This window comes from Phytohabitans kaempferiae, assembly GCF_042433955.1.
Classification (GTDB): Bacteria; Actinomycetota; Actinomycetes; order Mycobacteriales; family Micromonosporaceae; genus Phytohabitans; species Phytohabitans kaempferiae.
This window is the reverse complement of the sequence record NZ_JBHLUH010000041.1, coordinates 118,430-136,934: the sequence shown is the minus strand read 5'-3', so window position 1 is coordinate 136,934 and position 18,505 is coordinate 118,430. Positions and strand designations below refer to the sequence as shown.

The 18,505-nt window shown below is 71.8% G+C and carries 14 protein-coding genes; 4 read left to right on the top strand and 10 right to left on the bottom strand.

The genetic code is table 11. The features are described from left to right. Positions 1-70 precede the first annotated feature (70 nt). The 5 genes from ACFFIA_RS21225 to ftsY all read right to left on the bottom strand — a co-directional run bounded on the left by ACFFIA_RS21225 (position 71) and on the right by ftsY (position 6,207). Positions 71-2,290, bottom strand: coding sequence for a [protein-PII] uridylyltransferase (locus tag ACFFIA_RS21225; protein WP_377253396.1), 2,220 nt, complete (start codon positions 2,288-2,290; stop codon positions 71-73). Continuing rightward, positions 2,287-2,625 (bottom strand): P-II family nitrogen regulator, encoded by a 339-nt coding sequence (locus tag ACFFIA_RS21220; RefSeq protein ID WP_173041812.1) that lies wholly within the window; start codon positions 2,623-2,625, stop codon positions 2,287-2,289. The genes ACFFIA_RS21225 and ACFFIA_RS21220 overlap by 4 nt, the downstream gene beginning before the upstream one ends. 25 nt (positions 2,626-2,650) lie before the next feature. After that, the gene (locus ACFFIA_RS21215) at positions 2,651-4,015 is read right to left on the bottom strand and encodes an ammonium transporter (protein WP_377253302.1); all 1,365 of its coding nucleotides are present in this window, start codon (positions 4,013-4,015) and stop codon (positions 2,651-2,653) included. A 218-nt stretch (positions 4,016-4,233) separates the two neighbouring features. Beyond that, on the bottom strand, positions 4,234-5,064 hold the full coding sequence (locus tag ACFFIA_RS21210) for an aminoglycoside phosphotransferase family protein (RefSeq protein ID WP_173041810.1): 831 nt from the start codon (positions 5,062-5,064) through the stop codon (positions 4,234-4,236). Between the two features lie 6 nt (positions 5,065-5,070). Further along, entirely contained in the window at positions 5,071-6,207 is a 1,137-nt protein-coding gene (gene ftsY, locus ACFFIA_RS21205) for a signal recognition particle-docking protein FtsY (protein ID WP_377253300.1), read from the bottom strand. A gap of 131 nt (positions 6,208-6,338) precedes the next feature. On the opposite strand from ftsY, the gene ACFFIA_RS21200 reads away from it, so the two are divergent. Continuing rightward, positions 6,339-8,087 (top strand): alkaline phosphatase D family protein, encoded by a 1,749-nt coding sequence (locus ACFFIA_RS21200; protein WP_377253298.1) that lies wholly within the window; start codon positions 6,339-6,341, stop codon positions 8,085-8,087. Here the strand turns inward: ACFFIA_RS21200 and ACFFIA_RS21195 are convergent. Next, a complete protein-coding gene (locus tag ACFFIA_RS21195) occupies positions 8,065-8,454 on the bottom strand; it encodes a cellulose binding domain-containing protein (RefSeq protein ID WP_377253296.1) in 390 nt (129 codons plus the stop codon). The genes ACFFIA_RS21200 and ACFFIA_RS21195 overlap by 23 nt on opposite strands. 196 nt (positions 8,455-8,650) lie before the next feature. On the opposite strand from ACFFIA_RS21195, the gene ACFFIA_RS21190 reads away from it, so the two are divergent. From ACFFIA_RS21190 to ACFFIA_RS21180, 3 genes are all read left to right on the top strand, one after another. Further along, the gene (locus tag ACFFIA_RS21190; protein WP_377253294.1) at positions 8,651-10,030 is read left to right on the top strand and encodes a hypothetical protein; all 1,380 of its coding nucleotides are present in this window, start codon (positions 8,651-8,653) and stop codon (positions 10,028-10,030) included. A 28-nt stretch (positions 10,031-10,058) separates the two neighbouring features. After that, positions 10,059-10,580: a DinB family protein gene (locus tag ACFFIA_RS21185; protein ID WP_377253292.1), complete on the top strand. Its 522-nt coding sequence runs from the start codon at positions 10,059-10,061 to the stop codon at positions 10,578-10,580. A 215-nt stretch (positions 10,581-10,795) separates the two neighbouring features. Then, the gene (locus tag ACFFIA_RS21180) at positions 10,796-13,096 is read left to right on the top strand and encodes a putative bifunctional diguanylate cyclase/phosphodiesterase (RefSeq protein WP_377253291.1); all 2,301 of its coding nucleotides are present in this window, start codon (positions 10,796-10,798) and stop codon (positions 13,094-13,096) included. On the opposite strand, the gene ACFFIA_RS21175 is transcribed toward ACFFIA_RS21180, so the two are convergent. The 4 genes from ACFFIA_RS21175 to ACFFIA_RS21160 all read right to left on the bottom strand — a co-directional run bounded on the left by ACFFIA_RS21175 (position 13,072) and on the right by ACFFIA_RS21160 (position 18,351). Beyond that, positions 13,072-13,617 carry a GNAT family N-acetyltransferase gene (locus ACFFIA_RS21175; RefSeq protein WP_377253289.1) on the bottom strand — a complete coding sequence of 182 codons (546 nt, stop codon included), beginning with the start codon at positions 13,615-13,617 and terminating at the stop codon, positions 13,072-13,074. The two genes, ACFFIA_RS21180 and ACFFIA_RS21175, sit on opposite strands and share 25 nt — an antisense overlap. A gap of 151 nt (positions 13,618-13,768) precedes the next feature. Continuing rightward, positions 13,769-14,368 carry an HAD family hydrolase gene (locus tag ACFFIA_RS21170; RefSeq protein ID WP_377253287.1) on the bottom strand — a complete coding sequence of 200 codons (600 nt, stop codon included), beginning with the start codon at positions 14,366-14,368 and terminating at the stop codon, positions 13,769-13,771. Between the two features lies 1 nt (position 14,369). Then, positions 14,370-17,951 carry a chromosome segregation protein SMC gene (smc, locus tag ACFFIA_RS21165; RefSeq protein WP_377253285.1) on the bottom strand — a complete coding sequence of 1,194 codons (3,582 nt, stop codon included), beginning with the start codon at positions 17,949-17,951 and terminating at the stop codon, positions 14,370-14,372. Positions 17,952-18,156: 205 nt separating this feature from the next. Further along, the gene (locus ACFFIA_RS21160; RefSeq protein WP_377253284.1) at positions 18,157-18,351 is read right to left on the bottom strand and encodes a hypothetical protein; all 195 of its coding nucleotides are present in this window, start codon (positions 18,349-18,351) and stop codon (positions 18,157-18,159) included. Positions 18,352-18,505 lie beyond the last annotated feature (154 nt).

The following is an 18,505-nucleotide window of genomic DNA, read 5'->3' as shown; positions in this document are numbered from 1 at the left end:
AAGCCTCGCCGCCGGGCGGGGCCCGGGCGTCCGCCGCCGAGCGTGAGTCGGCGTACGCCCGCTGACGTATCTACGTGCCGGCCGCGCCGAGGACCGCCGCCTCGGCCTTGTCCCGCTCGGCGTCGTCGGCCCAGGCCCCCACCAGGTAGAAGGCGTCGACCACGTCGGTGCCGAGCGTGGAGATCCGGGCGGCCCGCACCTGTGCGCCCGCCTCGTCGAGCGCGGAGGTCACGCGGTACAGCAGGCCGGGCGCGTCGGCCGCGCGCAGTTCGAGGATCACCGCGTCGGTGGCGGCCTCGCGGTGCCACACCACGCGCGGCGCGGCGTGCGTGGCACCGGGTCGGGCGGCGAGGGCACGCCCGCGCAGGCGCTGCGTGACCGACACGTCGCCGGTGACCGCGCGGCGCAGGTCGTTGGCGAGCGCGACCGCGTCGGGCGGCGTGCCGTAGCGCGGCTGCACGCGAAACTCCACCAGCGCCCGTCCATCCACTGTGGACGCGTCGGCGCTCAGCACGTCAAGGCGGTGCAGGGCAAGGCAACCGGCCACCGCGGCGAGCAGGCCGCGCCGGTCGGCGGCGGCCACCGCGACCCGGTCACCATCCAGGTGTACGACCGGGAGGGGACCCGCCACCAGCAGGGGGTCGGGCTTCGGGGGCGCGGGCAGCACGCCGGTGTCGAGTGCGATGTGCACGCGGCGGACCAGGTCGGCGATCAGCCGGCCCTTCCAGTCGGACCAGGCGGCCGGCCCGGTGGCCTGCGCGTCGGCGCGAGCCAGACCGTGCAGCAGGTCGAGCGTCGTGGTGTCGCCGACCGCGTCGGCCACGGCGCGGATCGTCATCGGGTCGGAGAGGTCGCGGCGCGTGGCCACGTCGGGCAGGAGCAGGTGCAGCAGCACGAGCTTCTCGATCACCGCCACGTCTTCCGGCGGCAGGCCGATGCGCTGGGCGACCCCCACGGCGATCGGCGCGCCCACGGTGCTGTGGTCGCCGGGCAGCCCCTTCCCCACGTCGTGCAGGAAGGCCCCGAGCAGCAGCAGGTCGGGGCGCCCCACCTCGCGGGTGAACGCGGTCGCCTCGTACGCCGCCTGCACGAGGTGGCGGTCGAGCGTAAACCGGTGCACCGGGTTGTGCTGCGGCAGGCTGCGCATGCGGGTCCACTCGGGCAGCCAGCCGTCGACCAGCCCGTACCGGTCGCAGGTCTCCCACGTCGGCACCAGCCCCAGGCCGGCGCCGAGCAGCGTGACCAGCGCGTCGCGGGCGGCCGGCGGCCAGGGCGCGGGCAGCGGCGGGCAGTACGCGGCGAGCCACTCGCAGGTGGCCCGCGCGATCGGCAGCTGGGTCACCGCCGCGGCGGCCGCGACCCGCAGCGACAGGCTGGGGTCGGGGCGGGCACCGATCGCGGCCCGGGCGAGGACCAGCTCGCCATCCTGCTCCACGACATCGCGGGCGACCGGCCGGCGCTGCGGCTTGCCGTCGGCCCCCCGGCGCCGCCCGGAGCGGAGCCGGTCGGCCATGCGCCAGCCGTCGTCGAGCGCGTGCGTGATCGTGCGGGCGTCGCTGGCCACGCGGCGCAGCAGCGTGTCGCCATCGTCGAGGCCGAGCATCCGGGCCACGGACGCCCGCTCCTGGGCGACCAGCCGGTCGACCCGCCGCCCCACGGTGGCGTGCAGGGCGTCCCGCGTGTCGAGCAGGCGCAGGTGCGCGGCGCGTACCGCCGGGCGCATCGTGTCGGCCAGCCCGCCCTGCGCGATGGCGCGCAGGATGCCCACGTCGCGCAGGCCCCCCGCCGCCTCCTTGATGTCGCCTTCGAGCAGAAACGCCAGCTCGCCGTGTGCCTTCCACCGGGTCAGCGTGATCTCGCGCAGCCGCACGAGCTGGCGCACGGCCGTACGCCGCCACTGCTCGGCGGCCGCCTCGACCAGCTGGCCGGTCAGGTCGCGGTCGCCGGTCACGTGCCGGGCGTCGAGCAGACTGAGGGCGACCTTGACGTCGTCGTGCGCCACCGACAGCGCCTCGGGGATCGTGCGCACCGAGTGGTCGAGCCCGATCCGGGAGTCCCAGATCGGATACCACAGCGAGGCGGCCAGCTCGTCGATGCCGGGCACGCCGGTGTGCAGCAGGATCAGGTCGAGGTCGCTGTGCGGCGCGCACTGGAGCCGCCCCAGCCCGCCGAAGGCGACCAGCGCCACCCCGGAGGGCCAGGCCGGCACCAGCGACGTGAGCCACATGTCAAGCGCCGCCGCACGCTCCACGCGTGCGGCGGCACCGACCTTCTGACTGACCTCTATCAGAGCGCGTCCAACCCACGCTCGCCGGTGCGGACCCGGACGACGTCTTCCACCGCCGTGACCCACACCTTGCCGTCACCGATCTTTCCGGTGCGAGCCGCCGTGACGACGGCGTCGACGACCTTCTCGACGTCGATCTCGTCGGTCAGCACCTCGACCCGGATCTTCGGAAGGAACTCCACCGTGTACTCGGCACCCCGGTACACCTCGGTGTGGCCCTTCTGGCGCCCGTAACCCTGGACCTCGCTGACGGTGAGGCCGGCAACGCCGAGGGCGTGCAGCGCCTCCTTCACCGCGTCCAGCTGGTACGGCTTGATGACCGCTGTCACCAGCTTCATGCTCAATCCCTCCATCGGTCCGAGGTTAACCGGAGACCTTCTCGCTCACCGGCGCTTTGTCCGGCGCCGCGCTGTTGGCCGACGGGGCGATGCCCGCCTGGGCGAACGCACCGCCGCCACCCGCGGCCGGCGACAGGTCGTAGCCGCTCTCCGCGTGCTCCGCTACGTCGATGCCGTCCACCTCGGACTCGGTCGAGGTGCGCAGGCCCACGATCGCCTTGACGACCATCGCGATCACCACGGCGATGACGAACGAGTACACCGAGACGGCGGCGCTACCCACGAACTGGCGACCGAGCTGGGTCACCCCACCGCCGTAGAAGAGGCCCTCGTTCGCGCCGAGTACGTCGGTGATCGCACCGTTGACCTGGAGCGTGGCGAAGAGACCGATCCACAGCGAACCGATCCAGCCGGCGACGAAGTGCACGCCGACCACGTCGAGCGAGTCGTCGTAGCCCAGCTTGTACTTGAGGCTGACCGCCAGGGCGGAGACCGCACCGGCGACGAGACCGAGCAGGACCGCCGGCAGCGGGGCGATGAAGCCACACGCCGGGGTGATCGCGACGAGGCCCGCGACGGCGCCGGAGGAGGCACCGACCAGGGTCGGCTTGCCGTCCCTGAGCCACTCGACGATGATCCAGCCGAGCACACCGGCGGCCGTGGCCACCTGCGTGTTGACGAACGCCGCGCCGGTGGTGCTGTCGACCGTCAGCTCGGAGCCGGCGTTGAAGCCGAACCAGCCAAACCACAGCAGGCCCGCGCCGAGCATCACGAACGGCACGTTGTGCGGCTTGAAGCTCTCCTTGGGCCAGCCGACCCGCTTGCCGAGCACGACCGCGAGGCCGAGCGCCGCGGCACCGGCGTTGATGTGCACCGCCGTACCACCGGCGAAGTCGAGCGCCTTGAGGTTGGCGCCGATCCAGCCGCCGCCCCAGACCCAGTGCGCGACCGGGACGTAGCACAGCGTGAACCAGCCGAACGCGAAGAGCAGCCAGCCGGCGAACTTGAGCCGGTCGGACGCCGCGCCACTGATGAGCGCGACCGTGATGATCGCGAACATCATCTGGAACGCGAGGAACACATAGACCGGGATGCCGGTCTCGCCCCAGATGTCCCCGACGAAGCTGGTCTCCGTGCCGAGGTACTGGGTGAAGCTGCCGATGAAGTGGTTGACGGTGGTGTTGTCGTTGGCGCCGAACGCCAGCGTGAAGCCGTAGATGACCCAGAGAACGGAGATGAGCCCGATGGCGCTGAAGCTCATCATCATCATGTTGAGAACGCCCTTGGACCGGTTGAGCCCGCCGTAGAACAGGGCCAGACCCGGCGTCATGAGCAGCACGAGCGCAGACGACACGAGCAACCATGCGGTATTCCCGGTGTCAATCTCCACGCTGCCTCCTCTCGGTAGGTTGCCTCCCTCCGGCAGATGCGGGGCAGCGTCGCCCGTACGCCGGTTGCGCGGAAGCTTCCAGCGCCGAGGTTTCGCGCGCGGTGCCTGCGCCATTTCCGCCAGGTCACGCTTTGTTTCGTACGTGTGAAGAAAGCCTCAAAGTCGCTGTACGGCTGGGGTCGATTCAACCGAACGGGCGGTCGGTTGTATCAATCCGCTCAGCGAAGCGCGTACTCCAGCGTGTGACGCTCGTAGTCGAGAAGGCGAAGATCACGCATCGGGCGGCGCAGGTGCCCCTTGTGCACGATGCGCACGAACGCCGGGTCGCCCGCCGCCGCCATCCGCCGGATGCCCTCCACGTGGTCGACGATCCGCTTGCGGATGGTGCGGACGAGGCGGTGCCGGTCGCGCGGGATCAGCCCGTACGCGTCGGCGAACAGGCGCAGCCGGCGGGGACGGTTGGGCCGCTTCCACCCCAGCGTGTACGAGTCGCGGTCGGAGAAGAGCGGGACCCAGGTCCAGGCCGCGTACGCCACGTCGTAGATCCGCGCCCCGGGCGAGGCGAGGTCGAAGTCGATCAGCGCGAGCGTGCCGTCGGGCCGCCAGATGACGTTGTGCGGGGCGGCGTCGTGGTGGCAGATGACCTCGGTGTCCGGCGGCGGCGGGCCGAACGAGCGCCACACCGCGGTCGGCGGCGGGGTGAAGCCGTACTGCGCGTCGTGGAACATCCGCAGCATCGTCGCGACGGTCACCAGCGCCTCGTCGGTCACCCAGTGCGGGGCGAGAGGGTACTCCCCACACTCACCCTCCAGGTAGGAGAGGACCTCGCGGTTGCGCTCGTCCATGCCGAGGGCGCGGGGCGAGCCGGTGAAGCCGACGTACTCCAGATGGCGCAGCAGCGCGTGCACCGACGGGGTCCACGGGCCGGCGTTGCGCCGGACGGTGTCCCCCACCCGCACCACGGTGCTGACATTCCCGCCGCGGAGCGGGATCTCATGCGAAGTCACGTACGGTCTCCCGAGGCGCGGCGCCTGATCGCGGTAGGTCACCCGAGGTTACGCGTCCGTGCCAAGGAGCGCTTCCACGAACTGGCGCGGCTCGAACGGCGCCAGGTCGTCCGGGCCCTCGCCGAGACCGACCAGCTTCACCGGGATGCCCAGCTTGCGCTGCACGGCGATGACGATGCCGCCCTTGGCGGTGCCGTCGAGCTTGGTCAGCACCACGCCGGTGACGTCGACCACCTCGGTGAAGACCCGCGCCTGCTCCAGCCCGTTTTGCCCCGTGGTGGCGTCGAGTACGAGCAGCGTCTCGTCGACGGGCTGGTGCTTTTCCACGACCCGCTTGACCTTGCCCAGCTCGTCCATGAGACCGACCTTGTTTTGCAGGCGGCCGGCGGTGTCGACCAGCACGGTGTCGACCCCGGTCTCGATGCCCCGGCGCACGGCGTCGAAGGCGACGCTCGCCGGGTCGGCCCCCTCGGGACCCCGCACGACCTCGGCGCCCACGCGGCCGGCCCAGGTGGCGAGCTGGTCGGCGGCGGCGGCGCGGAACGTGTCGGCCGCGCCCAGCAGCACGGTGCGCCCGTCGGCCACCAGCACACGGGCGATCTTGCCGCAGGTGGTGGTCTTGCCGGAGCCGTTGACGCCCACGACCATCGCGATCGTCGGCTTGCCGTCGCTCTTGAGGGAGCGGTCCAGGCCGGGGTCGAGCGCCGACACCAGCTCCTCGGTGAGCAGCGCGCGCAGCTCACCGGGCGTGCGCGTGCCCAGCACACGGGTGCGCTCGCGCAGCCGGTCGACGATCTCCCGGGTCGCCTCCACGCCCACGTCGGCCGTGATCAGGCTCTCCTCGACCTCGTCCCAGACGTCGTCGTCGAGCCGGTCACGGGAGAGCAGGCCGAGCAGGCCCTTGCCGAGGACGTTCTGCGAGCGGGACAGCCGCGCCCGCAGCCGGACCAGCCGCCCCGCGGTCGGCTCGGGAATCTCCAGCTCAGGGATGGTCGGCACCACTTGCGGCTCGGCCTCGACAGGGGCCGGCGCCGTCTCCACAGGGGCCGGCCCCGTCTCCACCTCGGACGGCGGGGCCGGTAGCGGGGGCATCTCGGTGCGGCGGCGCAGGCGGGGGATCACGAGCCCCAGCCCGCCGAGCACCAACACGCCCAGCAGGACGAGCGCGATGACGACGTACTCCATGCGGAAATCCTGACAGATGGCTGGGCGCGGCACACCGTGAGGCTCGCGTGACGCGTCGGCGAGGTGAGCCTCGCGGGGAGTGCCAGTGACGGTTATCCACAGGTAGCGCACAGCCGGTTTGGGTAGAGAGGATGTCCCCAGTTCCCCGACCGGAGGTCAGACCCTTGTCCGCTGAGCTTGTCATCGGCCCGGTGCTGCGCCGCGTCGTCGGCACGCGCGCCACCATCTGGGTGGAGACCAGCGCGCCCGCCACCGTGCGAGTGTTCGCCGGGCCGGCCGGTGGGGAGGCGTCGACGTTCAGCGCGTACGGCCACCACTACGCGATGGTGGTGGTCGAAGGGCTTGCCCCGGACACCGCGACGCCGTACGAGGTGTTCGTCGACGGCGCCCGCGTGTGGCCCGAGCCGGAGAGCCCGTACCCGCGCAGTGTGATCCGCACCCGGGAGAGTGACGACACCGGCCAGCCGGTGCGGCTGGTCTTCGGCTCCTGCCGGGAGACCACACAGCACGCCACGCCGCGCAAGCTGCCGCCGGACGCGCTGGACGCGTTCGCCCGGCGGCTGATGACCGGTACGGAGCCGGCGCCCGACCTGCTCGTGCTCCTCGGCGACCAGGTGTACGCCGACATCCCCTCGCCCGCGGTCAAGCGCTTCCTGCGCCGCCGGCGGTCGCACGAGAAGCACAAGCCCGCCAACCAGGTCGTCTCGTACGAGGAGTACACGCAGCTCTACCTCGAGTCGTGGCGCGACCCGGAGATCCGCTGGCTCCTCGCCACCGTGCCGAGCGTCATGATCTTCGACGACCACGAGATCATCGACGACTGGAACTCCTCGGTCTCCTGGCGGGCTGAGGTGCGCGCGGAGCCGTGGTGGCCCGAGCGGATCTCCAGCGGCCTCGCCTCGTACTGGGTCTACCAGCACCTGGGCAACCTCGACCCCGACCAGATCGCCGCCGACCCGGTGTACCAGAAGGTGATGGCCGCCGCCGACGACGCGACCGAGGTGCTCCGCGAGTTCGGCACGACAGTCGGCGATCCACCTGACCCTGCTCGCCGCTTCGCGTCCCCGCGAAGCGGCGAGCGGGGTCCCGAAGGACAAGAGGCTGACGGCGCGCCCGGCTACCAGTGGAGCTACGCGCTCGACCTGGGCCGCACCCGCCTGGTCGTGCTCGACAACCGGTGCAGCCGCGTGCTCGACCCCGAGCACCGCGCGATGCTGCCGCCGGGCGAGTGGGCCTGGTTCGCCGGCCTGGCCCGCGGCGACTTCGACCACCTGGTGGTGGGCTCGTCGCTGCCGTGGCTGCTGCCGCCCGGCATCCACCACCTGGAGGCGTGGAACGAGCGGCTGGCCGGCTCCCCCAGGCCACGCGTGGCCGCGTTCGCCGAGCGGCAGCGGCGGGCGTTCGACCTGGAGCACTGGGCGGCCTTCCAGCGCTCCTTCGACGCGCTGGCGAAGCTCTTCGCCGAGGTCGGCTCGTCGGGCGCGGCCTCGATCAGCGTGCTCTCCGGCGACGTGCACCACTCGTACGTCGCCCGCGCCCTGTTTCGCGGCCGCCCGGTCGCCACGCCGGTGCACCAGCTCACCTGCTCACCGGTGCACAACCAGATCCAGTCCTACATGCGCCCGGTGCTGCGGCTGGGCTGGTGGCGGGGTCCGGCCGTGGCGGCACGGGCGCTGGCCCGCGCCGCCCGCGTGGCCGCGCCCGCGGTGCGCTGGCGGCGGCTGGCCGGCCCGTACTTCGGCAACGCCGTGAGCACGCTGGAGCACGACGGCCGGTCCGCCCACGTGGTGATCGAAGGCACCACCACCGCCGGCGACCTCCGCCCCGTCGCCGCGGTCGACCTGACCCCAGGGGCCGCTAGACGACCGGCTGGCAGGTGACCCGGGGCAGGACGACCGGCCCGCTCCCGGTGTATCCGAAGCTGACCGACTGCCCCGGTCGCAGCACCGGGCTCCACGGCAGGATCCACACGGTCGAGCCGGCCACGGAGACGTTGGCGCCCCACGCCTGGACGATGTAACCGGGCGGCTGCGTCTCGACCGTGGCCGACCAGGTGACCGGTACGCCGGAGATGTTCCGGATCGTGACGGCGACGACGTATCCGTTGCTCCACTGCGCCGGCACTGTGATGTGGACGTCACAGTACTGCGCCGGCGGGACGACACTGGCCTCTGCGGCTGGCGCGGCGAGCGCGAACGCGGCGATCAGCCCCGCCACGAGCGCGAATAGCCTTGTGCGGTGAGCCATTCGATCCCCCATACATAGACGTAAATAAGTCAACAATTGACTACCAACAGACATGGGTCAATGTCTGAGCGGTTTCATATTCTCTTCACAGAAACCGTGCAGAAACTGAACCGGACTTTGATGCCCGTTCATCCAACCCAGGCCCACCCTTTCTCCGTCAGAAAGGTGAGGAATTCGCACCTGTTGGAGGCCTGGATTGTCCACCCACTCGGGGATCCTGCTCGACCGGCCGGCGTACCCCGCCGCGGACCGGGTGCACCGCTTGGTGGCGGGCGGATCGCAGTTGGGCGCGCAACTCGCACGCGCCCTCGACGTGCCCCTGCGCGACTACCTGCGCGCGCTGGTGCCGCCACCCCGGACCCACGCGAACGCACACCTGCTGCGGCTGGTCCGCGCGGTCGAGACCTACCTGCGCGGGCATGGCGACCCGGACGTGGACGCCACCTGTGACCACCTGCTCCGCGTACCCGTCATCAAGCAGGCCGACCACTCCAACCTGCTGCTGGACGCGGAGACCTTCCTGCACAACTACCTCTTCCACCTGGCCAACCGGGAGGCCGGCACGCGCGTGGCGGTGGTCAACCAGTGCTCGACGGTGAGCTGCCTGGTCCGGCGCGCGCCCGTGCTCGGGCCGACCTTCCTGCGTACGCGCGGCGGGCTGTTCGGCGTCTTCCGGCTCTCCAAGAAGACGCTCAAGGACTCCTCCTTCTGCGGGCTGCCCGGCCCGGTGGAGATGACCTTCGACCCGCTGGAGGGGACCCGCCACGACGTCGCCGCCGACCCGGTGCTCGGGCGCCTCGCCGGCCTGCGGGCACCGGACGCGCCCACGGCGTACCGGCGGGCGAACGACCTCATCTGGCGCGACCTCGACCTCGACCACAGCGTCCGGCGCGTCGCGATCGACGAGTCGGTCGTCTCCGAGTGCGCCGCCCTGCACGTCGAAGACCCGACGAGCCCAGTCTCCGCGCTGCTCTTCGACCCGGTGGTACGGGACACGTTCCTGCGGACGAAGCGGCGGCTCGTGGCGGAGCCGGGCAACCTGGCGGTCAACAACGCCTCGCCGGACTTTCTGTGGTTGCGCAAGGGCAGCCGGCTGCACCAGGTCGTACTCGTCGGGTCGGGCGCCGAGGCGCAGTGGACCGTGGAGACCAGCGGCACGCCGCTGCCGGTGCCGATGGAGCCCGCCGCGGTCGCCGCCGCCCTGCGCGCGGGCGTGCTCTACGTGGACCGCGTGCTGCGCTACCTCGTGCGCTGCCTGCTCCCCGGCGTGGTGGCGGTCGGCGGGACCAGCCAGCAGGACTACCTCGCGTTGTACCAGCGGATGTTCGTGGCGGCGCACGCGGAGGCGCCCTTCCTGGACGGGGCCGACCTCGACCGGATGCGCGACCCCGGGCTGAGCGTCGCGAGCGGGCGCGTGCTGCTGGAGCCGTACGCCGAGGCGCTGGAGCTGATCCGCCATCTCGGGCCGCGGACCCGCCTCGCCGACCTCGAAGACGCCTACCTGGACCGCCCGGTGGGCGAGACGATCGGCGAGCTTCGGTGCGTACGCCATCTGGAGCGCGCCATCGACCGCTGACCGCGCCGCACCGGCCAGAATGCTCCGCATGACCTGGATCGCACCTGACATCGAGCGTCGCGACGAGCCGACCGCCGGCGGGGAACGCGCCATGCTGCAGGGCTGGCTCGACTACCACCGCGACACCTTGCTCTTCAAGTGCCAGGGGCTCACCGCCGCCCAGCTCAAGCTCCGCAGTGTCGAGCCCTCGTCACTGAGCCTGCTGGGCCTGGTACGGCACATGGCGGACGTGGAGCGCTCCTGGTTCCGGCAGCGGTTTCTCGGTGCCGACCTGCCCCGCCTCTACTGGAGCGACGACAACCCGGACGGCGACTTCGACGACATCGACGCGGCCGACCCGGCGGCTGATTTCGCGATTTACCGGAAAGAGGTGCGGCTGGCCGACGAGGCGGCCGCGGGACGGTCGCTCGACGAGACGTTCCACCACCGGCAGCGCGACCTCGAAATCAGCCTTCGGTGGGTCTATTTGCACATGATCGAGGAGTATGCCCGCCACAATGGTCACGCGGACCTCATCCGTGAACGGATCGACGGCGTGACGGGAGACTGACAGATCATCCGGAAAAGTTTTCAGGCGGGCGGCGCCCCTCCCTTGATACTGTGTGCGCTGTTGTTGATCAGCCGGGGGCACCACGCTGGCAGGGGGCGATACCGATAGAGGAGCCTGCCCCGCCGAGGGATGGCACCGCCTCTGGGGTCGCGTCCGCCCTCTTCCTCGCCGCAGGCGTAGCAGCGAGCCTACTGTACGTCGTCACGAACTCCGATGTGATCTCCACGGTGGCCTTCGCCGCCATCGCGCTGGGCACCGTGGCCGCCCTCTTCGCCGGTCCCCGCTGGCACCGCGCCCAGCCTCGCCACCCCTGGCAGTTTCTCGGCGCGGCGGGCGTCCTCTTCCTCGCCGGCGCGCTGATCCGGCCCTGGTCGGCCGAGCGCACCGGTTGGGCCGAGCTGCTCGGCGACGCGTTCACGGTCCCCGGATACCTGCTGATGTTCCTGTCGCTCGGCGGCCTGCTGCGGGCCCGCGGGGGTCTCCAGCGGCACGCGGTGATCGACGGGCTGATCGTCTGCGTGGGCGCGGGGCTCGCCTCGGCGCTGCTGCTCGCCGCGCCGGCGGCGGCGATCGACGGGCGCCCGCAGATCGTGTCCGTCCTAGCTGGACTGTATCCGCTCTTCGACGTCGCCTTCCTCCTTCTGCTGGTCAACCTCGCCTTCACGACGGCGGAGCTGCGCCCCGGCTACGTTCTGCTCCTATGTGGACTGCTGATGCTGCTCGCCGGCGACCTGGCGTACGCGATCATCGGCACCAACGGCGAGCTCTACCGGTCGCCCCTGTTGGACATCCCGTTCCTGGTGACCTTCACGCTGATCGGGTCGGCCGCACTGCACCCCTCGATCGCCGGCCTCGCCCGCGCCGCGACCGTGCCAGTGCAGGCGTGGTCCTGGCGCCGGCTGCTGCTGATCATCCCGGCGCTCCTGGTGCCGTTCGCGCTCGCCGCCACGATCACCGACGGACCGCTGGTCACCCGGCTGCTGATCGGCGCCGCCGGGGTCACGATGGTGGGGCTGCTGGTCGCCCGCGCGGTCTCCGCGGTGCAGGACTACGCGAAGGCACAGCTCAAGTCCGAGCACCAGGCGACCCACGATCCGCTGACCGGCCTGCCCAACCGCCTCATGCTGGCCCGCGAGATCAGCCGGCTGCTGGCGACCGCACCGCCGGCCGCCACCTCCACCGGCGTCCCGCTCGCGACCGGTGAGCCCTCGGTCTGGGTACTCTTCCTCGACCTCGACGGCTTCAAGCTGGTCAACGACTCGTGGGGGCACGAGGCCGGCGACCACCTGCTGGTCGAGGTGGCCAGGCGGTTGCGCGACACCGTGCCCGCGCCCGACATGGTGGCCCGGGTCGGTGGTGACGAGTTCGTGGTGGCGCGTGTGGGCAACCGCCAGGAGACCGTGGGCCTGGTCGAGCGGATCATGGAGCGGCTCAGCGCGCCCGTACAGGTGAGCAGCGCCGAGGTCGTGATCACGCCGTCGATCGGGGTCGTCGGCTCGGCCGGCGGGATGGCCCCCGTACCGGCGGTCGCGGCGGTCACCGCCGAGGCGTTGATGCGCGACGCCGACACCGCGATGTACCGGGCCAAGGCCGACGGTCGCGGCCGGTGGACCGAGTTCGACGCGTCGATGCACGAGCGGGTCCGCGAGCGGGTCGAGATCGAGCTGGCGCTGCGGCAGGCGCTCGCCAGCGGCCAGCTCCGGCTGGCGTACCAGCCGATCGTGGAGCTGGCCACGGGCCGCCTGGTCGGCGCCGAGGCGCTGCTGCGCTGGACCGACCCCTCGCGCGGCACGATCTCGCCAGCGGTGTTCATCCCCATCGCGGAGGACAGCGGGCTCATCGCGGCGATCGGCCGTTGGGTCCTCGACGAAACGCTTCGCCAGGTCGCCACCTGGCGCGACGGCGACCTGCTCGCCGACGACTTCTGGGTATCGGTCAACGTCTCCCCCCGCCAACTGCGCGACTCCACGCTGCCCAGCAAGGTCGCCGAGGCGCTCGAAAAGTGGAAGGTGCCGCAGGCGGCGGTCGTACTGGAGATCACCGAGTCCGTGATGATCGACGCCTCGATCGTGACCGACCAGGTCCTCTTCGACCTGCGCCGGCTCGGCGTGAAGATCGTCGTCGACGACTTCGGCACCGGCTTCTCCGCGCTCGGCTACCTGCGCCGCCATCCGGTCACCGGCGTGAAGATCGACCGGTCCTTCGTGGACGGTCTGGGCACCGACGCCGAAGACGAGGAGATCGTCCGGGCGGTCGTGGCGATGAGCACCGCGCTCAAGCTCACCGTCGTCGCCGAGGGCGTGGAAACCCAGGCGCAGCAGGACGTACTCGCCACACTCGGCGTGACGGTCGGCCAAGGGCACATGTGGGGCGCGCCGGTGAGCGCCGAGGAGTTCACCGAGCGGTGGCTGGCGCTGGAGCCGGCGAGCGACGAGGAGCCACTCGCCGGTGCCGCCGCCCCTCCGGCCGGCGGCGCGGCGGGCGAGAGCGGTCAGGACGCCGCCGGAAACTCGTAGGACCAGTAGGCCTGCGCGTCGAGCCGCTGCGGGCGCACCTCGCCGATGTCTTCGAGCACGCCGAGCACGAACCGCGGGAGCTGGGCCACGTCTTCGTTGTAGGCGCAGAAGTCGACGACGGCGACGCCCGGCGCGATGATCTTCACCATCTCCTCGATCAGCCGCGCGAAGACCCCCGAGCCGCGGTGCTCTGGGTGCACCGCGTAGAAGCCGACGTACCAGACCTGGCGGCGGGCGTAGAAGGCCGGCCAGCGGTGCCGGAAGAAGTCCGGCGAGATGAGCGGCGCCGCGGCGAGGTCGTTGGTGAGCGTGCCGACGGCGGTGAGCGGTGTGCCGTGGCCCTGCTCGTACACGAGGTACTTGCGGACCCGCGGGTCGCTCATCTGCGCGTCGAAGTCTTCCCGCGACATGAGGTGGCGCTGCACCGCCATGATGCGTAGGTCGTCGAACGCGGCAGAGTACAGGCGCCACGCCTCATCCAGCATGACCTCAGGCAAGACCTCGTGGGTCTCGATGCGCATGGCCGCCCCTTCTACGACGCGGGGTGAGCCCGACGGAGCCCACCCAACATCAAAAATAACGGAGCGCTCGTCACCTTCTCTTCGTGGCGCCACTAAGGACAAAGCAGGCGAAGGCCCTTACGCTACGCCGATCGGAACGGCGGAAGGGGCGTCAGGCGAGGCCGAGAGCGGCGCGGAGGTACGGGATGTCGGCGGGGCCGTTCCAGCGGTACGCCGAGAGCCCCACCACGCGGGCACCGCGCACGAAGCGGTCGGAGTCGTCGACGAGCAGCACGCTCTTGGGAGGCGTGCTCAGGGCCAGGCACGCCGCCACGAGGAACTCCCGCGTCGGCTTGTGCGCGCCGACCACCGAGGAGTTGACCACCGCGTCGAACTCGCCGGTCAGCCCCAGCGTGGCAAGGTCGGTGTCGAGCAGGTCGGTGGCGTTAGTGGCCAGCCCGGTCGGTACGCCCGCGGCGCGCGCCTCGCGTACGAACGCCAGCACGTCCGGGTCGACCTCGCCGCGGTACTCCTGCCACTCGGTGACCGCCACCGGGGCGTCCAGCGCCTCCGCCACGCCCGCCATCCAGTCGGCGTGCGTGACCTCCCCGGTGATCGCGGGACGCAGGCGAGGCCACTCCATCGCGGTCTTCGCCAGCGAGCCGGCGGCGAGACCGTGTGCCGCCTCGATCCGGGCGGGCACCTCCGGATCCCAGCGGCGCAGGACACCGTCGAGGTCGACCAGCAGGGCGGTCGGGCGGGTACGCAGCACGTCAGGCGTCCTCGTTGTTGGCGAGGCGCTGGCTGATCACCTCGGTGACACCGCTGCGCATGGTCACGCCGTACAGCGCGTCGGCGACCTCCATCGTGCGCTTCTGGTGAGTGATGATGATCAGCTGGCTCTTCTCCCGGAGCTGGGCGAAGAGCGTGATCAGGCGGCCGAGGTTGACGTCGTCGAGCGCGGCCTCGACCTCGTCCATGATGTAGAACGGGCTTGGCCGGGCGCGGAAGATGGCGACCAGCATCGCGACGGCGGTCAGCGAGCGCTCGCCACCGGAGAGCAGCGAGAGCCGCTTGATCTTCTTGCCGGGCGGGCGAGCCTCGACCTCGACGCCGGTGGTGAGCATGTCTTCCGGGTCGGTGAGCACGAGGCGCCCTTCGCCACCGGGGAAGAGCACCGTGAAGACGTTCTGGAACTCGCGGGCCGTGTCCTCGTACGCGCTGGTGAACACCTCGAGGATGCGGTCGTCGACGTCTTTGACCACGGTGAGCAGGTCACGCCGCGTGGCCTTGAGGTCTTCGAGCTGGTCGGAGAGGAACTTGAACCGCTCCTCCAGCGCCGCGAACTCCTCCAGCGCCAGCGGGTTGACCTTGCCGAGCAGGGTCAGCTCGCGCTCCGCCTTGGCGGCTCGCTTCTCCTGCGTGGGACGGTGGTACGTGACCGGCTCGGGGGCGGGCTTGCCGTCGGCCTCGGCCGCGTTGACCTCGGCCTGGGTCGGCGGTACGAGCTGCTGCGGCCCGTACTCGGCGACCAGCGTCTCCACGTCGAGCCCGAAGTCTTCAGCCGCCTTGATCTCCAGCTGCTCGATCCGCATCCGCTGCTCGGCACGGGCCACCTCGTCGCGGTGCACCTCGCTGGTGAGCCGCTCCAGGTCGGCGCCGAGGCGCTTGGCGGAACCCCGTACCTCGGAAAGCTCGGCCTCACGCGCGGACCGCGACTGGGCGATCTCGTCGCGGGTGCGCTCGGCGTCGGCCAGCGACACCGCGACCCGGGCGAGCGCCTCGCGGGCGCCGACCTCGACGGCACGGGCGATGTTGGCGCCCCGGGCGCGGGCGGCGCGGCGGGCGGCGGCGCGCTCGCGGGCGGCCCGCTCAGCGGCGGCCTGGCGGGCCAGCGAGTCGGCCCGGCCGGAGATCGAGGCGACCCGCTCCTCGGCGGTGCGGACCGCGAGGCGTACCTCCATCTCGTTTTGCCGGGCCTGTGGCACGGCGGCGGCGAGCTGGTCGCGCTCGTCGGTGTCCGGCTCCTCGTCGACCGCGGTGTCTTCGGCGAGCCGCAGCCGCTCTTCGAGGTCGTCGAGGGCGGCCAGATCGCGCTCGCGGGCCTCCTCGGCCTTGGCCCGGGAGGCGGCCAGCCGCTCGGTCTCCGCCTTGGCCGAACGCGCGGCGGCGCCCAGCTCGGCGAGGCGGCGGGCGGCGGCGTTGCGCTGCCCCTCGGCCTCCTTCTTGGCGGCGGAGGCGGCGTTGACCGCCTCCTTGCGGACGGCCACCTCGGCACGCGCCTCGGTGAGCTCCTCGGCGGCGTCGGACATCACGTCTTCGGCCTCGGCCCGCCTCGCCTTCGCCTCGTCGACCGCCGCCTGCACCTCGATGTAGCTGGGCGCCTTCGACGAGCCACCGGCCGCCGCGTACGCACCGACGACATCGCCGTCGGGCGTGACCGCGCGCAGCTCGGGGTTGGCGGCCACGAGCCGGCCCGCCGCGGCGAGATCCGGCACGAGCACGACATCGCGCAGCGCCCGGTGCACCGCGGGGCGGATCTGGTCGGGGCAGCCGACCACGTCGGGCGCCCACTTCGCGCCGTCGGGCAGGACCGGGCGGAGCGCGTCGAGCGACCCGATCATGCCGGGGCCGCCAGGGCTGCCGACCAGGAGGCTGGCCCGCCCGGCGTCCTGGATCTTGAGCAGCCGCATGGCCTCGGTGGCCTCGTCGACGCCGGCCACCGCGACCGCGTCGGCCAGCCCGCCGAGCGCCGCCGCGAGCGCCGCCTCGTGGCCCGGCGCGACGGTCAGCATGCCGGCGAGGCTGCCCAGCAGGCCGGGCACCTGGTCGGCCTTGGCCAGCAGCGCGCCGGCCCCGTCCTTGCGGCGCAGGCTCATCGCGAGGGCGTCTTCGCGCGCCTTCCAGGTAGCCGCTTCCTTCTCGGCCGCGCGCTCGGCGTCGGTCAGCGCGCGTACGCGGGCGGCTGCCTCTTCGTGCGCGGCCACCGCCTCGTCGTGCTGGGCGTCGAGGTCGGCGTTGTCCCGGTCGGCCTCGCTGGAGAGCGCCGCGACCGCGTCCACCTCGGCCTGTGCCTTCTCGGCGCGGGCCTGCGCGTCGGCGTGCGCGGCGGCGAGCCGGGAGATCTCCTCGGCGGCGCTGGTGGTGCGGGCCCGGGCGGCGTTGACCTGCCCGGTCAGCTTGGCCAGCCCTTCGCGGCGGTCGGCGATCGCCTTCGCGGCGGCGCGCAGTGCCCGCTCGGCGTCGGCGAGCTGGCGCTCCAGCTCCTGGCGGCGCTCCACGGCCTCGGCGAGGTGCGCCTGGTCGGCCTTGAGCGCGGCGCGCAGCTCCTCCTCCTGGGCGCGCACCTTCTCCGCCTCGGCGGCCAGCTGCTCCGGGTCGCGGCCCGGGCGCTCGTCGTCGGGCGTGGCGGAGAGGTGACGCAGCCGCTCGCTGGCCAACTGCTCCGTGGAGCGGAAGCGCTCCTGGAGGGCGGAGAGCTTGTACCAGGTGTCCTGCGCCGCGGCGAGCAGCGGGGCGTCCTCGGCGAGCGCCGCCTCCAGCTGGGCGAGCCGCCGCTGCACCTCGCCGTACTGCTCCTCGACCAGCTCGCGCCGCTCCCGCAGCGCGGTCTCGTCGGCGATCTCCTTGTCCAGAGTGGAGCGCAATGTGGACAGATCATCGGCAAGCAGGCGCAGCCGGGCATCGCGCAGGTCGGCCTGGATGCCGGCCGCGCGCCGGGCCACCTCGGCCTGCTTGCCCAGCGGCTTGAGCTGGCGGCGCAGCTCGGCGGTGAGGTCGGTCAGCCGGTTGAGGTTGGCCTGCATCGCGTCGAGCTTGCGCAGCGCCTTTTCCTTGCGCTTGCGGTGCTTGAGGACGCCGGCCGCCTCCTCGATGAACGCGCGGCGGTCTTCCGGCTTGGCGTGCAGGACGGCGTCGAGCTGCCCCTGCCCCACGATGACGTGCATCTCCCGGCCGATGCCGGAGTCGGAGAGCAGCTCCTGGATGTCGAGCAGGCGGCAGGAGCTGCCGTTGATCTCGTACTCACTCTCGCCCGACCGGAACATCCGCCGCGTGATCGACACCTCGGTGTAGTCGATCGGCAGCGCGCCGTCGGTGTTGTCGATGGTGAGCGTGACCTCGGCGCGACCCAGCGGCGCGCGACCGGCAGTGCCGGCGAAGATCACGTCTTCCATCTTTCCGCCGCGCAGCGCCTTCGCACCCTGCTCGCCCAGGACCCAGGCGATCGCATCGACGACGTTGGACTTACCGGAGCCGTTGGGGCCCACCACACAGGTGATGCCCGGCTCCAGTCGCAACGTCGTGGCGGAGGCGAAGGACTTGAAGCCCTTCACCGTCAGGCTCTTTAAATGCACGTCTTTCTATCCACTCGCAGATGACATCTCACTGGGAGAGTAACCCGGCCCCAGGCCGGGCACCTGACACGCCGCGCTCGTCCCGTGTGCCAACGATCGGATGAAGGCAAAAAGCTGCGCGCCGCCACTTGTTGTGTCGGCGCGCGATTTGAGCGATGCGATTGAGTTGTCAGGCGGTGGGCGCCGGCAGCCCGGCGCCCGGAGATCAGGTCAGTGCCGGTTCGGGGATCCTCAGCAGATCTCCCGCCTCGGCCGCAGCCGCCGCGAGCCGGTCGTTTTCAGCACGCAGCCTAGTGACCTCGAACTCCAGTGCCTGAACCCTGGCACGCAGTCGGGTGACCTCGTCGAGGAGGCGCCGATCAGGCGCCGCACCAACGTGGCCGTAGAGGGCCTTCGCCATATCGTCTCCTTGTAATGCGCTGCCGGAGTGGCCGGCCAACGCGCGCCCAGCAATTTTCGCGACTATCAGCCCACGGGCACGCGCGGGCATGATCGGGCGCGACTGGCGACGTCCCTATACTCCGCCGCGCGGCCCCCCTTCGTCAAGTTAACCG